The organism is Psychrosphaera algicola (assembly GCF_028401425.1).
In the GTDB taxonomy this organism is placed as follows: domain Bacteria; phylum Pseudomonadota; class Gammaproteobacteria; order Enterobacterales; family Alteromonadaceae; genus Psychrosphaera; species Psychrosphaera algicola.
Map to the genome: position 1 here is coordinate 3,984,594 of NZ_JAQOMS010000002.1, position 14,818 is coordinate 3,999,411.

The 14,818-nt window shown below is 40.9% G+C and carries 8 protein-coding genes, 3 tRNA genes and 4 pseudogenes; 3 read left to right on the plus strand and 12 right to left on the minus strand.

Going from position 1 to position 14,818, the window contains the following annotated elements; genetic code table 11:
• Positions 1-125: 125 nt before the first annotated feature.
• The 10 genes and pseudogenes from PN838_RS21890 to PN838_RS21935 form a co-directional block, all read right to left on the minus strand.
• Positions 126-560: an RnfABCDGE type electron transport complex subunit G gene (locus PN838_RS21890; protein WP_272181975.1), complete on the minus strand. Its 435-nt coding sequence runs from the start codon at positions 558-560 to the stop codon at positions 126-128.
• A pseudogene (gene rsxD, locus PN838_RS21895) lies at positions 557-1,619 on the minus strand (electron transport complex subunit RsxD). Before rsxD ends, PN838_RS21890 begins: the two are co-directional and overlap by 4 nt.
• A gap of 1 nt (position 1,620) precedes the next feature.
• Positions 1,621-3,939 carry an electron transport complex subunit RsxC gene (gene rsxC / locus PN838_RS21900; protein ID WP_272181976.1) on the minus strand — a complete coding sequence of 773 codons (2,319 nt, stop codon included), beginning with the start codon at positions 3,937-3,939 and terminating at the stop codon, positions 1,621-1,623.
• Between the two features lie 14 nt (positions 3,940-3,953).
• Positions 3,954-4,511 (minus strand): electron transport complex subunit RsxB, encoded by a 558-nt coding sequence (gene rsxB, locus PN838_RS21905; RefSeq protein WP_215965071.1) that lies wholly within the window; start codon positions 4,509-4,511, stop codon positions 3,954-3,956.
• Complete coding sequence (gene rsxA, locus PN838_RS21910) at positions 4,511-5,083, minus strand: electron transport complex subunit RsxA (RefSeq protein ID WP_272182685.1); 573 nt, start codon at positions 5,081-5,083, stop codon at positions 4,511-4,513. The genes rsxB and rsxA overlap by 1 nt, the downstream gene beginning before the upstream one ends.
• 248 nt (positions 5,084-5,331) lie before the next feature.
• Positions 5,332-6,741 carry an EAL domain-containing protein gene (locus PN838_RS21915; protein ID WP_334313551.1) on the minus strand — a complete coding sequence of 470 codons (1,410 nt, stop codon included), beginning with the start codon at positions 6,739-6,741 and terminating at the stop codon, positions 5,332-5,334.
• On the minus strand, positions 6,702-7,337 hold the full coding sequence (locus PN838_RS21920; protein ID WP_272181977.1) for a hypothetical protein: 636 nt from the start codon (positions 7,335-7,337) through the stop codon (positions 6,702-6,704). The genes PN838_RS21915 and PN838_RS21920 overlap by 40 nt, the downstream gene beginning before the upstream one ends.
• A gap of 179 nt (positions 7,338-7,516) precedes the next feature.
• A tRNA-Asn gene (locus PN838_RS21925) sits at positions 7,517-7,593 on the minus strand.
• Positions 7,594-7,631: 38 nt separating this feature from the next.
• Positions 7,632-7,706 (minus strand) — tRNA-Asn (locus tag PN838_RS21930).
• 28 nt (positions 7,707-7,734) lie between these two features.
• Positions 7,735-7,809 (minus strand) — tRNA-Asn (locus PN838_RS21935).
• Positions 7,810-8,477: 668 nt separating this feature from the next.
• Between PN838_RS21935 and PN838_RS21940 the strand changes: the two are divergent.
• A pseudogene (locus tag PN838_RS21940) lies at positions 8,478-9,849 on the plus strand (MATE family efflux transporter).
• Positions 9,850-9,851: 2 nt separating this feature from the next.
• Positions 9,852-11,875: pseudogene (uvrB, locus tag PN838_RS21945) on the plus strand (excinuclease ABC subunit UvrB).
• Between the two features lie 242 nt (positions 11,876-12,117).
• Here the strand turns inward: uvrB and PN838_RS21950 are convergent.
• On the minus strand, positions 12,118-12,342 hold the full coding sequence (locus PN838_RS21950; RefSeq protein WP_215965066.1) for a hypothetical protein: 225 nt from the start codon (positions 12,340-12,342) through the stop codon (positions 12,118-12,120).
• Between the two features lie 179 nt (positions 12,343-12,521).
• Positions 12,522-14,179, minus strand: a pseudogene (locus PN838_RS21955) (AMP-binding protein).
• A gap of 47 nt (positions 14,180-14,226) precedes the next feature.
• Between PN838_RS21955 and PN838_RS21960 the strand changes: the two are divergent.
• Complete coding sequence (locus tag PN838_RS21960) at positions 14,227-14,754, plus strand: hypothetical protein (protein ID WP_272181978.1); 528 nt, start codon at positions 14,227-14,229, stop codon at positions 14,752-14,754.
• The last annotated feature ends 64 nt before the right edge of the window (positions 14,755-14,818 follow it).

The window sequence follows — 14,818 nt, forward strand, 5'->3', positions numbered from 1 at the left end:
ATAGCCCGCGGGGTAATTGTTGCCCCAGTGAACTGGTCAAATCGACCACCATCTTTTTCACATTCCACTTGTCATCATCTTCACTGCGAACTGACTTTTGGTTAAAGCTTAAGATCCAGTCAGATTTAGCAAGTTCGATTTTGTCTCCAAGACCAAGGCGTTTCTTGATGCGTTAACGTTCGTGTACCTTGAACGACACCGTTATTATCAATAGCGACTAATAACTCAATTAACCCGTTGTAACCTTGTTCTGTGCGAGTTTGGAAAACGGTGGCGTAAGGTTGGCCATTTAATGTGGCGCGATAAAACGTTTGTGGCAAATCACTGCCTGTTATCTTAGGTACGCTTAATTTTGTGCAATTTAACAGAGGGTTATTGTCAAATTTTGCAGGATCTAACAACTCGTTTAGACTGTTTAGCACGGCTATCTGCTTTTGCTGCTCAATAAGCGGCGCTGTCCACATATGAGTAAGCGACACTGCAAGCGTACAAACTGTTGCAAAACTTGTCAGTAATAGGGCGTTTTGTTTTGTTTTAAGAAACGCTAATTTGTTTTTCATGATTTAGCTTCCCGACGACGTTTGTGGCCGTATGTCACCGGTTTAGTGTAGTGGTCAATTAATGGCACACACATATTTGCCAATAACACAGCAAATGCAATGCCATCAGGGTAACCGCCCCAAATTCGAATAATGTAAATCATAACGCCGATAAAGCAGCCATATACAATACGACCTTGATTTGTTGTCGACGCAGATACGGGATCAGTTGCGATAAAAAACGCCGCAAACATCGTTGCGCCGGATAGCAGACTAAAACTTAGTGGGTAAGTTTGATCGGGCGCAATAGTAATTCCTAACAAAGCACAAACCCCTAAACTACCGATAACAGCAGCTGGGATATGCCATCGAATAATTCCCAGTTTTAACAACGCAAGGCCACCGAGCAAAAAGGCTAGGTTTACTTCCAGCCAGCCGGTACCGCCATATTCACCATATAAAGGGGAATTAAGTATTTCGGTAGTTGTGTAATTTAAAATTTGTTCTGTTTTAAAATGGTCTAACGGTGTCGCCATCGTAATGCCATCCACTGACATTTTTAACTGCGTTAAATTGTAACCATCATAAGTAAAGCCGGTAAATACTGCTAAAAACGCATCACCAAAGGCCATCGGGTGTTGCAATAATTCTGTTGGTGGTAACCAATTTGTCATTGCTACTGGGAATGAAATTAATAACACGACATAACCTGCCATCGCAGGGTTAAATAAATTAAATCCCATTCCGCCATACAACTGTTTGACTACGATTATCGCAAATACAGTACCTATTACGGCAATCCACCAAGGCGCTAATGGCGGGATACTCAGTGCCAGTAGCAAGCCGGTTAACATTGCAGAACCGTCGGATAACGTTCGACGAATTGGTTTTTCTCGCAAACTTAACACCACCGCTTCTGGCAATAAGAGCGGTGCTAATACACAAAATAGCTTGAATTAGGCTACCCCAACCAAAAAATAAATTTGTGCTGCTAGGCCTTAGTAACGTTGCATAGGCAACAATCCGCATCATCTGATTTGTTGTAAACCCTAAATTTCCATGTGGGGAACTAACAAACATATTAGTGAGTAAACTCAAGAGTTGTTGCTCCCATTGTCTGTGTCATTATTGGCATTTTTTTTGCTTTGGCCTTAGCTATTGCCGCAGCAACCTTATCTTTTCGAATTTGTTCAGGTGTTTGACTCAAACCGTCTGCAACGTTTAAATCAGGTGTTTCTTTATCACTAGTATTGGTTGAATTTTCGCTTTCAGTTGCTTGCTTTTTGGCTTTGGCTTTAGCTACTGCTGCGGCAACCTTGGCTTTTCTTTCATCATCAGCAGAGCGTTTTTTATCTTCATTAGATATTTTGGCACTTGCTTTATCGACGAAGTCTAACGTTGGCTCTTGATTAGGCTCATCGGCAGCCGCTTTTTGTTTTTTGGCCTTTGCCTTAGCAACAGCAGCCGCGACTTTGGCTTTTCGTTCTTCCGCAGCTGTTAATGTCTTGTCAACTTGCGCTTCGCTGACGGGCTTGTCAGCAGCGTCTGCGTTACCTTTATGGTCGGTCTCGTTTTTAAGTTCAGCGTCATTTTTGACTTTTTCTTGCTCTTCTTTGGCAAGCTTTTTCGCTTTGGCGCGAGCGACAGCTGCGGCAACACGATCTTTATTAGGGTTTGTCGTTGGTGCCGTATCCGTTTCTTTTAGCGATGTTTCTAGGGATGCTTCTGGCGTTGAATCGGCTGAGTTATCAACAGATACCTTACTCGATTTTAACTTTTTGGCTTTCGCGCGGGCTATTGCTGCTGCAACTTTATCCTGAGGTGTATCACTCGCTGCTAAATCATCAGTATTTTCAGATGTTGCTTTTTTGGCTTTTGCTCGAGCAAGGGCCGCTGCAATTTTATCTTTTGCACTACCGTCTTGAGCCAATGCTTTTTTGCGTTTTTCAGCGGATTCTTTATGCCTTAATAACCGAGCTTGCTTGTCTCGCTCTAGTCGCTCTTGACGAACTTCAAATCTGCGTTTCGCTTTTTCAGCTTTGAGCTTTTCTTCTTCAGCTTGACGAATATCAGATTTTGCAATTCGATAATATTGCACTAAAGGAATTTGTGATGGACAGACATAGGCACAAGCACCGCATTCGATGCAATCAAACAAGTCGTATTCTTTAAGCTTTTCGTGTTCATCAGCTTTCGCAAACCATTGTAATTGCTGTGGCAATAATTCGGCAGGGCAAGCGTCAGCACATTGACCACATCGGATGCAGTTTTGCTCAACACCACGCTCTGGTAAATGAAAGTTACTAGGGGCCAAAATACAGTTAGTGCTCTTCACAACCGGCATCATGTCGTCGACAATATTAAACCCCATCATAGGTCCACCCATTATCAATCGAGGTGTTTTTTCTGGAGAATAACCGACGTTTTGCAGTAATGTTTTAATTGGTGTCCCTAAAGGCACCCATAGATTTTGTGGATTCTTCACCCGTTCGCCAGTTACTGTTACTACTCGAGAAACCAAGGCTTCGCCATCGATTGTTGCTCGTTTTACAGCAAAACTGGTTCCGACATTTTGCATCACAATACCAATGTCTGCCGGGATACCGCCTGATGGAACTTGCAGACCCGTGATAAGTTCAACTAACTGCTTTTCACCGCCAGAAGGGTATTTGGTGGGAACAATTCGTAGTTCAATATCAGCAACGTCAGCTAACACTTTTTCAATTGAAGCAATCGCTTCTGTTTTATTATCTTCAATTGCAATTACGCAGAGTTTAGCTGCAACTAAATGCTGGATGATTTGTGCACCCTGGACAATTTCATTGGCGTGATAACGCATTAAAACGTCGTCGGCTGTGATGTAAGGTTCACATTCAACGCCATTTAAAATGAGCAGGTCAATATTCTTATGGGGAGATAATTTGACGTAGGTCGGAAAACTCGCGCCACCAAGTCCACTAACTCCAGCGGCTTGTATATGCTTTACCACTGTATCTCGGTCGAGTTCTTGCCAATTTAACAGCGGGTTTTTGTTTACCCAAAGATCTTTGCCATCGGCTTCAAGGACAATAGTTAATACGGTTTTACCAGACGGATGTGCGTCTACGTGGTCAATGATATCTGAAATGACGCCAGACGTTGGTGCGTGCACTGGTAACGAAAGGCCTTCACCAGGACTCGTTAATGCCTGACCTTTTAATACGGATTCACCCTTAGTAACTAATAGGCTCCCGGCGACACCAATATGTTGTTGGATAGGGATATATAAAGTATGAGTGGTAAAATTGCCAATCTCAGTTTGGTTTGACAACGACTTTCGCTCAGGTGGATTTATGCCACCGGGAAATTCCCAGATCTTGCCGAGTTTAACTTGTTCAATAAGGGTGAGTTCAGATTGCACTATTTACCTACCGACTACGCTACGGTTTTTGTTGGGATCACAAGCGAGTCCCATTTCCAATTTGCTGCTCCAGTATGAAGCGGTACCATGTCGATACAGTCGACAGGGCAAGGCTCTACGCACAAATCACAGCCAGTACATTCGTCTACAATAACGGTGTGCATAACTTTTGACGCTCCGACAATGGCATCGACTGGGCAAGCTTGAATACACTTAGTACAACCAATACATTCATCTTCTCGAATGTAGGCGACTTTTTTAACATCTTCTTCGCCATGTGCGGCGTCCAACGAGACGGCTTCGACTCCCATTAGGTCTGCGATTAGTTTAATCGTCGCGTCGCCACCAGGAGGGCACTTATTTATGTCATCGCCATTGGCAATGGCTTCGGCATAAGGTTTACAGCCCGGATAGCCACATTGGCCGCACTGAGTCTGAGGCAATAGCTGGTCGAGCTGTTCAACTAATGGATCACTTTTAACTTTAAATCGAACCGACGCATAGCCTAAAATAGCACCAAAAATTAATGCCATTAAAACCAGAGCAGACAAGGCATAAAATACACTAACCATTATATTTTAACTAACCCCGTAAATCCTAAAAATGCCAGAGACATCAAGCCCGCAGTGACCATTGCGATAGCGGAGCCTTTAAATACTTGTGGAACGTCGGCAAAAGCTAAACGTTCACGCATTGACGCAAACAAGACGAGAACAATTGAGAAACCAACTGCTGCGCCAAAGCCATATACAATAGATTCTAAAAATCCATGGTGCGCATTTACATTGAGAAGGGCAACACCTAATACAGCGCAGTTCGTTGTGATCAGAGGTAAAAATATACCTAATAAACGGTAAAGCTTAGGACTTGTTTTGTTAACGACCATTTCAGTAAATTGCACGACAACAGCGATAACTAAAATAAAGGCGATGGTTCTTAAGTACTCTAGGCCTATCGGCATAAGAATATAGTGATTTAATAAGTAAGAAAACGTCGATGCCAAGGTCAATACAAACGTTGTCGCCATTGCCATGCCTATGGCCGTTTCTAATTTACTAGAAACCCCCATAAATGGACAAAGGCCCAAAAACTTTACCAAGACAAAGTTATTAACCAGAACTGTACTAACGAGAAGTAAAAATATTCAGACATTGATCAGTTTACCGTAAAAATTCACTCGACATTATCCGGTTTTAACGACCTTTTAACAACAGTTGAATCGGTTGGTTATTGGAATATTTTGTTGAAACAACTCAAAAAAGCTAAATTTTTGATGAACTATAGGGATAAAGCCATTTACTACAGGTAAAGTCAGTGATGTAAAAATTATTATAGGATCCGCATTCGGGTTTCAAAACGACAATGAATTTGAGCGGCAGATCTGTCTGTTCGTTAGAATACGACGGGTTTATGCTTGGGATGTGATTTTGTCAAAGCCTTACTGTTGTTCAATAATAACAGTAAGGCCGAATGACCTATAACGGTCCAGGTATTACCTAAATAATAGCCCTGACAACCGTCAACAAACAATTTCTCTAATACGTGTTTTTCTTCTTGAGTTTCAACACACTCAGCCAGTACGTTTACACCGATACGATGCGATAAATCGACAATCATACGAATAAAGTACTGATTGTTCTTTTCATCTTCAATGTTGCGAGTGTAACTGCCATCAAGTTTGATGAAATCAGGTTTAAGTTCTTGGAAAAACTTAAAGGATGTAATACCTACGCCAAACTTCTCAACCGTTACCCGAGCACCGGCACGATGGATCATGTTGATGAAACGACGACTTGAATTAATATTTTGTTGCAAGCCAAACTCACTCACTTCAAATACTAATTTTGTCGCTATTGACGCTTCTTTTAATAATTTTCTTTCCAACCAAATCATAAACTGGTCATTGTGAACTGAGGCCGGCGTTACATTGATCCCAAAAAATTGGTCAGTAATGCTCTTCGTTTTAATCAGCTCTAGGACTTTTTCAACTATGAGTTGGTCAATCTCAACCACGCGGTTCAATTTTTCGGCCATAGCTAAAAATGACGCTGTCGGCAACACTTGCGCATCGTCTGATTTAAATCGAGATAAAACTTCAGAATAGGCTTTTGTTCCGCGATTTGCCGCTTTAATTGGTTGGAACAGCAAAGTGACATTGCCATTGCTAATGACATCATCAATAACAGCACGCCAATTTTGGTTACCAAATGTGGTTGCTGATGTTTGACCGAGGTTGTTGTCTTTATGCACATGCCAAGCATTTACGTGTTTGGTTTGCGCTAAACTAATTGCGGTATCGGCAGATGCCAGTAACTCGCCCAAAGGTTTACCATGACCATAAGTAACAATGCCCATGCTGCCAACAGCTGATAATTCAGAAATTCGCATATATTCGTTCAATCGAGAGTGAATATTTTGCGCCATAGTGTCTGCTTCTTTTGCCGTAATATTTGGCAAAATCATGCCAAAGTCTGAACCATTTAAACGGTAAAGTTTGGCGTTAGAGTATGTACCAACCACGCTGACCAGAATATCTGAGATGCCCTTAACGTATTTATCACCCGACTGATAACCTTTAGATTGGTTAATATGCTGCAATTCCGTCGCACGCAATAAAAGTAAGACGCCAAATTGATTATGTTTGTCTGGCTGGCCAATTTCTTGTTCAAACTCTTCAACAAATCGTGTGCGGTTTGGCAAGTTCGTCAGGCTATCTTTATATGCTTCTGTTTTTAATTCAGATGCAGAGTTTTCAAATTCGACTAATTGATTTTCAAAAAGGCTTTTAATTTTGCCGTTGATTTTTCAATTAATTTAAATTGTTTAGGTAACTCCTGTAGCTCTACTTCAGATTTGTCAGTCATGACACTTTCAATATTTTTAGCGCAGTCTTGCGCAACTTGTCTAAAAATTTGACCCATTGAAATTCGAAACAGCAAAAAGCTAATTAAGACAATGATGAGTGGCGTTGAAATAGCGACGATAAGCGCAGAGAGGGCAGGGGTTAATATGTCGTCATAAGAAGAGTGGAAGTCTATTAACAACGAACCTTCAGGGCTTGCTAAGGTTTTTGGTGTGGTGTGTAAATCGGCTTCTTTCAAAATACTGGTCAACACAGGCATGTCTTCTTGGGCTTTATTGAAGCTATAAAGCACATGGCCTTCACGATCTTTGATCGTTAAATATTCAAACTCAATTGATGCTTTTAACTGTTTGGACAGCAGCTTAGGTTCATCAATTAAATTACCAATAGAAAATTGTTGGATCAATTCTTTATGATACTGCTGTTCGCTATGTATTAATGTAGAAATTGTAAAGAGGCCTGCGCCGGCAACAGCTACACCTATTAAAAGTCCTGTTAATAATTGAATTAAAAGCAGATTTCTCAGCTTATTCATATTTGCTCCCTCAAACAGCACGGGTATTTGCATTTGATTTTAAATGCAGTGGAAATAATAAGCACTTATTTAAACAGAAAAGGTCAGTTAAATAAACAATTTAGAGTGAATAGCGGACAGTTTGTTTGTTAACAAATATTGCGGTGGCTTAAGGGAATCGTGATTTTAGCCAAAAGAAGTGGCTCCCCCTCCCCGACTCGAACGGGGGACCTGCGGATTAACAGTCCGTCGCTCTAACCAACTGAGCTAAGGGGGAACTATAAAACGGTATATATTGTAAATGATATTTTGAAGTGGCTCCCCTCCCCGACTCGAACGGGGACCTGCGGATTAACAGTCCGTCGCTCTAACCAACTGAGCTAAGGGGGAACAAATATCAAATTGTAGTACGTTGAAGTGGCTCCCCTCCCCGACTCGAACGGGGGACCTGCGGATTAACAGTCCGTCGCTCTAACCAACTGAGCTAAGGGGAACAAAGTGCCATCTGACAACGGGGCGCAATGTTAATTACCCGCCCCTACCTGTCAACCTCTTTTATGGCTAAAGTGACAGTTTTTTAACTGTTTGCTCAGTTCCTAATCAAATTTGTCAAACCATAAGTGAAAAGTGGCACGATAACGTCAATCGATATTGCAATTATTGCAATTGAAATCTCAAAAATATAATTATTTTTTTGCCAAAAAGATCCGTTGATCTTTGTTACTCATGGCTTACAGAATGTTATCCACTGTTTCTGTGGATAAGTTTGTGAATGAGTTTGTTATATATTGCTTCAGGCCAGTAAGAACGTGTGTCAATACTCTAAGTTGAAAAAATGTTACATTTTTAATATATCCATTTATATCAATGGGTTAAATTGTTTTTGTGGGTAACTTTCATGATCGGGATGAATATTAACCGTAATGTCATTTTTGTAAACAACCGCTGTGCACAACGCGCCATTTTTGTGCAATAAATAGGATCAATATGCCTAAATATTATATTAAACCACATATTAAAAGTGGGCATCATTTGGGCCACTTTGCGCGGCAATACCATAATGATATAAGAAACGCATTCGATATTAGATCAAGTTTCTTACATTTATTTAAAATCAATAGGTGTAACCACTTGAGAAGTTCTTTAAAATGGCTTTTTTAAATTAATGGCTCAGAAAATATGTCTGCTCAGCAGGATCTATTAACCGCTCCAATTTCTCCAATCTTGTCTAAAATGACTAAACAAGTCGTGGTCGGCATGCTGATGTTGATGTCATTCAATTTGATTGATACTTATTTTATCGGTTTATTAGGGACTGAGCCGTTGGCTGCGATCAGTTTTACCTTTCCTATCACATTTACCATAATCAGTTTATCAATCGGGTTAGGTATCGGAACATCCGCTGTTATTGCTAAAGCCCGCGGCAGCGGTAACATAGATGCAGCAAAAGATGACGGATTTGCCGCTCTGATTTTGTCGTTTTTGTTAGTATCTGTTTTAGCATTTGTGACCTTTTTATTCACCGATTTGATCTTTACCTCACTTGGCGCTGGTCCAGAATTATTGCCACTCATCCACGAGTACATGGATATTTGGTATATCGGTGCGGTTTTTTTAATGTCACCGATGGTGGGTAATTCAATATTGCGAGCATTCGGTGACGCCAAAACACCTAGTGTGATTATGGCGTCCTGTGGTTTCATTAACGCGATTTTAGATCCTTTGCTTATATTTGGTTATGGCCCATTCCCAGAACTCGGGATCCAAGGCGCAGCTATTGCCAGCGTGATTGCATGGTCGGTGGGTTTTGCTGCGGTATTTTATGTATTAGCGGTTCAGAAAAAGTTGATCAATATTCGACGTTTATCTCTTGGTGAGTTTGCTGGCATTAGCCGTCGAATTTTGGGGATTGGATTGCCAGCTGCTGGGGCAAATATGTTAACGCCAATTGCGATGGCAATACTTACGGCGATGATTGCGGTACATGGTAACGCCGCAGTGGCCGGCTTTGGGGTAGGGACTCGAATAGAGTCGATGGCAAGTATTGTGGTATTGGCCTTATCGATGACATTACCGCCTTTTATTAGCCAAAATTTTGGTGCGGGTAATTGGGATCGGGTCGAACAGGCTTACAAAATGTGCATTAAATTTGTATTAGTGTGGCAAGCCGCTGTTTATGTCGTATTGCTGCTCGTTGCAGGTTATATTGCAATCGCGTTTGGTAAAGACGATCCGGAAGTGATGGAGGTCATTAAATTGTTCCTTTGGACTCTGCCATTAGGCTATGGCTTACAGGGCATCATAATTTTATCTAATTCGTCGTTTAATGCTTTACACAAACCGATGGTGGCGTTGGTGTTAAGCGTTATTCGTCTGTTTGTCTTTTATGTGCCATTTGCTTTTGTAGGTTCCTATTTTTATGGCTTGCCTTGGACTTTTTGTCGGGGCTTTAATCGGCAACGTATTCACCGCATTCATTGCGTACTTTTGGTTTATTAAAAACCTTCCTAAACCCGATTTGGTAACCACTTAATTATGTTAGAGAAACAATCAAAACCATTTGAATTACATAGTGAATATAAACCAGATGGAGACCAACCAACGGCAATTAAAAAGCTAGTTGAGGGGCTTAATGACGGTTTAGCTTATCAAACCCTACTTGGTGCAACGGGGACCGGCAAGACATTTACCATGGCGAATGTCATCTCACAGGTTTCTCGTCCAACGTTAATAATGGCCCACAATAAAACATTGGCAGCCCAGTTGTACGGTGAGATGAAAGAGTTTTTCCCAAATAATTCAGTTGAGTATTTTGTTTCCTATTATGACTATTACCAACCAGAGGCTTATGTTGCCTCTACGGACACCTTCATTGAGAAAGATGCAACGATAAACGAACATATCGAACAGATGCGTTTGTCCGCCACAAAGGCGCTGATGGAGCGTAGCGACGTAATTATCATTGCGTCGGTATCTGCAATATACGGTCTGGGTGATCCCGAGTCGTATATGAAAATGTTATTGCATCTCAAAGTTGGGGATATGGTTGACCAGCGTCAAATCTTACGTCGGTTGGCAGAACTGCAATATAAACGTAATGACATCGATTTTCAGCGAGGTTGTTATCGTGTTCGCGGCGATGTTATTGATATTTATCCTGCTGATTCAGATAAGTTTGCCGTGCGGGTTGAATTGTTTGATGAAGAAATCGAGAAACTGACCTGATTTGATCCTCTCACCGGTGCTGTTGAGAAAAAGATCACAAGGGCGACTATTTTCCTAAAACTCACTATGTTACGCCACGAGCTAAAATTTTAGCCGCGGTTGAAGAAATCAAAGTTGAATTACAGAGCCGTAAAAAGCAACTTCGAGAGTCCCACAAACTGGTGGAAGAACAGCGACTAAGTCAACGGACATTATTTGATATTGAGATGATGCAGGAATTAGGTTATTGCTCTGGCATCGAAAACTACTCTCGCTATTTATCAACTCGAAACCCAGGTGAAGCGCCTCCGACTCTCATTGATTATTTCCCATCAGATGGCCTACTAATTATTGATGAATCCCATGTTACCGTGTCACAAGTTGGCGCTATGTACAAAGGAGACCGTTCAAGAAAAGAAAATTTGGTTGAATTTGGTTTCAGGTTGCCATCAGCATTAGATAATAGACCACTCAAATTTGATGAATTTGAGCGTTTAGTGCCGCAAACGATTTATGTTTCAGCGACCCCAGAGTAACTATGAAATTGAAAAGTCCGATGGCGAAGTAGCCGAGCAGGTAGTTCGCCCGACAGGCTTATTAGACCCAATTATCGAAGTGCGTCCGGTCGGTACTCAGGTCGATGATTTAATGTCTGAGATTGGTATTAGAGTTGAAAAAAATGAACGTGTACTGGTAACGACATTAACTAAACGTATGGCCGAAGATCTGACTGATTACTTAGCTGATCACGGCATCCGTGTTCGTTACTTGCATTCGGACATAGATACTGTTGAACGTATCGAAATTATTCGAGATCTGCGGGCGGGTCACTTTGATGTATTAGTTGGTATTAACTTACTCCGAGAGGGCCTAGATATGCCTGAGGTTTCTTTGGTTGCAATACTAGATGCCGACAAAGAAGGCTTTTACGCTCGGAACGATCTCTTATCCAAACCATTGGTCGCGCCGCGCGGAACGTCAATGGTAAAGCAATTTTGTACGGTGATCGGATCACAAAATCAATGCGTAAAGCGATTGATGAAACAGACCGCCGTCGTGAAAAGCAACATGCGCATAATGTAAAACATGGGATCACTCCTCGGGGTGTTATCAAAAAGATTGGTGACATCATGGATCTTGGCGAAGGAAAAGCGCCGAATAATGCGGCGATGAAAATTTTGGTTAAAGAAGGTTTGGTTGATTACCGTACGAAATCTCCAAAAGAAATTGCCAAAGAAATTAAAACACTAGAGGCGCAAATGTTAGAACACGCTAAAAACCTAGAGTTTGAAAAAGCGGGTGAGTTGCGTGATCAAGTGAAACGACTTCACGAGCAATTAATTAAAAATTCATAGAAGATCATTACTTGAATTGTCAGCCACTAAATTAGCTGACAAATGTTTAGCTCAACCTAGGCTGATGAGACTTTGAACTGCTACGTTCATTATAAGGAATGGGATTAATAAACTGAATTGCATAGTATGACATCTAATTGATATTTATAAAAAGAGACGTCCTTGTCTATCAAATGTATGAAACTTAGGTATTCAAAGTAAATCAGATTAGCGCATTCTTTAGTTTGATTTACTGCATTTGGTTATTTGAGTAGTTGCTCGGTCATAGTGTTATTTCCCGCAAGTTCCAGAATTATACTAATCTTTCGTGCTGACGGCTTCGACAGTCGCTGAATTGCATTCAAAACCCGATCTTGTTGATCAAATGGCATATTAATGTCAGACATAAATTCTGCGAGCTCAAGGGATTTATGATGGCAAAAATATTCATTAATTGTAGCGGCTTGGCATTTCATTACGTTATTCATGGGATCCTCCGAATACATCAATGTCGCTATATGATCTTAGTTCAGAGGATTTGCTTCGTTAGATTATTTAAGATTAAAGGCGATGGAATTTTGAAGTTTGAATTTTAAACTCTGTTTTACAACAGTATTTTTATGAGAAAAGGTCCGGGTGTCGTGCCCGGACCTGATTTTATCGTACGTTAGGCGTTCAATTCATCTTCCCAAATGACTTGATTGCCTTTTAGTTCATCTACTTTTTCATTATACATTTCGTGGAGAACATGGCGTTTAATCTTAAGCGTTGGGGTTAAAATACCATTTTCTGGTGTCCAACTTTCTTTAACAACTACCATTGCCCCAATGCACTCATGGGACTCAAGTCTCTTATTAATACCTTTAAGCGTATTGGCTAATGCACTGCGAACTTGTTCTCTTGGCTGATGGCTCGCACCTTCAGACAATTGTACTAAGCAGACCGGTGCTGACATGCCAGAACCGACAACACAAAGCAGTTCAATGTGTGTATCCTGTGCTAACATTTTTTCAATAGGAACTGGTGATACAAACTTGCCTTTGCGGTCTTGAAGTTATCTTTTACTCGGCCAATTAACTTCACTTCGCCTAATTCACCAATTTTAGCTAAATCGCCGGTGCGGAAAAAACCATCTTTATCAAATGCTTCTTTGGTTGCTTCTTCGTTTTTGTAGTACCCAGAAAATAGCCTAGGACTTTTAAATAGCAGCTCGTCCTCATCCGTGGTTTTAATTTCACAACCATCAAGTACCGGCCCGACACTTCCAATCATGCGTTCATTAAACGGAAAGTTACCTAAAGCGTAGATGCAATTTTCGGTCATTCCCCAAGCTTCACAAATGTTAATACCTACTTTTTGGTACCAACGAATAATAGCCGGTGAAATTGGAGCAGATCCCGACGCTGTTAGACGTGCATGTTCTAGCCCTAGACCTTTTTGGATTTTACTTCTTATTAAGCCACTAACAATCGGAATGGATAACAAGATGTTAAGTTTGGTATTGCCAATTTTGTCGATAATATTTTTTTGAAATAGGCTCCATAGTCGTGGAACACTAAAGAAAATAGTCGGTTTGGCATATTGCAGGTCACTAACAAAATGCTCGAGCGACTCGGTAAAATAGAGCGTCATATTCGAGTGATATGCTGCACCCTCTACAAGTACGCGTTCGGTAATATGGGCTAATGGCAAATAGGACAAAAATCGTTCTTTCTCATCAATGCCAAGTACTTTAACAATTTGTTGGTTTGCCCAACCGTATGCACTGTAATTTACCATTGCACCTTTTGGATTACCTGTGCTCCCAGACGTATAAATAATCGACATTAGGTCGTCAATATGGGGAACAAAATCCGGAATAGGGCTGCCAAAATTGTCTAATTGTGCCCAACTGTATTGGCACGGCATGGTTTTGTAACCCATATCTATGCGAATTATGTTTCCAGTAACGCCAGGCTCTGCGAGCTCCCATTTGTCAATTTTGCCAATAAAAACGGCCTTTGACTCAGAATGTTCTAAAACATATTGAACAGTTTCAGCGTTTGCTGAAGGGTAGATTGGAACACTGACCATCCCGGCTCTCATAATAGCAAGGTCGGCAATAATCCATTCGGCACAGTTTTTTGCAAAAATAGCGACTTTATCTCCACGTTTTAGTCCAAGTTGGAATAAACTTGAAGAAACATGATCTACTTTTGCCTTTATTTGCGACCATGTATGCGTTTGATAGGTGCGATCGACAGGCTGCTCTAAGAATATTTTATCTGGAGTGGTTTCTGACCAATGGTTTAACCAATGTACTGGTGTAAACTGAGATGAGTCCATCTTCATTCCCTTTATGATTGAGTACGATTACTAATTATTATTATTGGATGTTCAAACTCATTATGAATAAAAATAACGAGTTAAGCCAATTTTTAAGACCAATTATTTTCATTATCATTACATTGAATAGTTGGTCGACAAATGCAGCTCAAAACCAACACGTCGCATTGTGGTTAGGTTTGGATACTTATCATGTAGATAGGACAAACGATAACGCGACTAATGAAAACAATAAAATTACATCTATTTTTTATAATAGGTGGTTTATAAGCACATTTATTAATAGTTACAACAAGCGTAGTTATTTGTTGGGGTATCAAATTTGGTATAACCAAATGCCATTTTTTGACTCCAATATTGAGATTAGTTATGGCGTGTCAATTGCTGCGGCGACGGGTTACGGTCGAAATTTGGCAACCAATATAGATGGTATTGTGACATTAGGAGTGAGTCCATTTGTTGGAGCTGAGTATGATGTTAACCAAGATTGGACAATTGGCGGGGATTTACTTTATATACCGACCGACAATGGCGGTGTTCTGACAAGTGGCCTTAAGCTGCGTTATCGGTTTTAGCGTTTGAGGCAGTTGGCTTGACAATTTGCAGTCTAATACAAAAAGCCAGCACGACGGCTGGCTC

Coding starts and splice junctions, on each gene's coding strand:
- PN838_RS21890 (WP_272181975.1), bottom strand. CDS start 560: ATGAAAAACAAATTAGCGTTTCTTAAAACAAAACAAAACGCCCTATTA.
- rsxB (WP_215965071.1), bottom strand. CDS start 4,511: ATGGTTAGTGTATTTTATGCCTTGTCTGCTCTGGTTTTAATGGCATTA.
- PN838_RS21920 (WP_272181977.1), bottom strand. CDS start 7,337: ATGAATAAGCTGAGAAATCTGCTTTTAATTCAATTATTAACAGGACTT.
- PN838_RS21950 (WP_215965066.1), bottom strand. CDS start 12,342: ATGAATAACGTAATGAAATGCCAAGCCGCTACAATTAATGAATATTTT.
- PN838_RS21960 (WP_272181978.1), top strand. CDS start 14,227: ATGTTCAAACTCATTATGAATAAAAATAACGAGTTAAGCCAATTTTTA.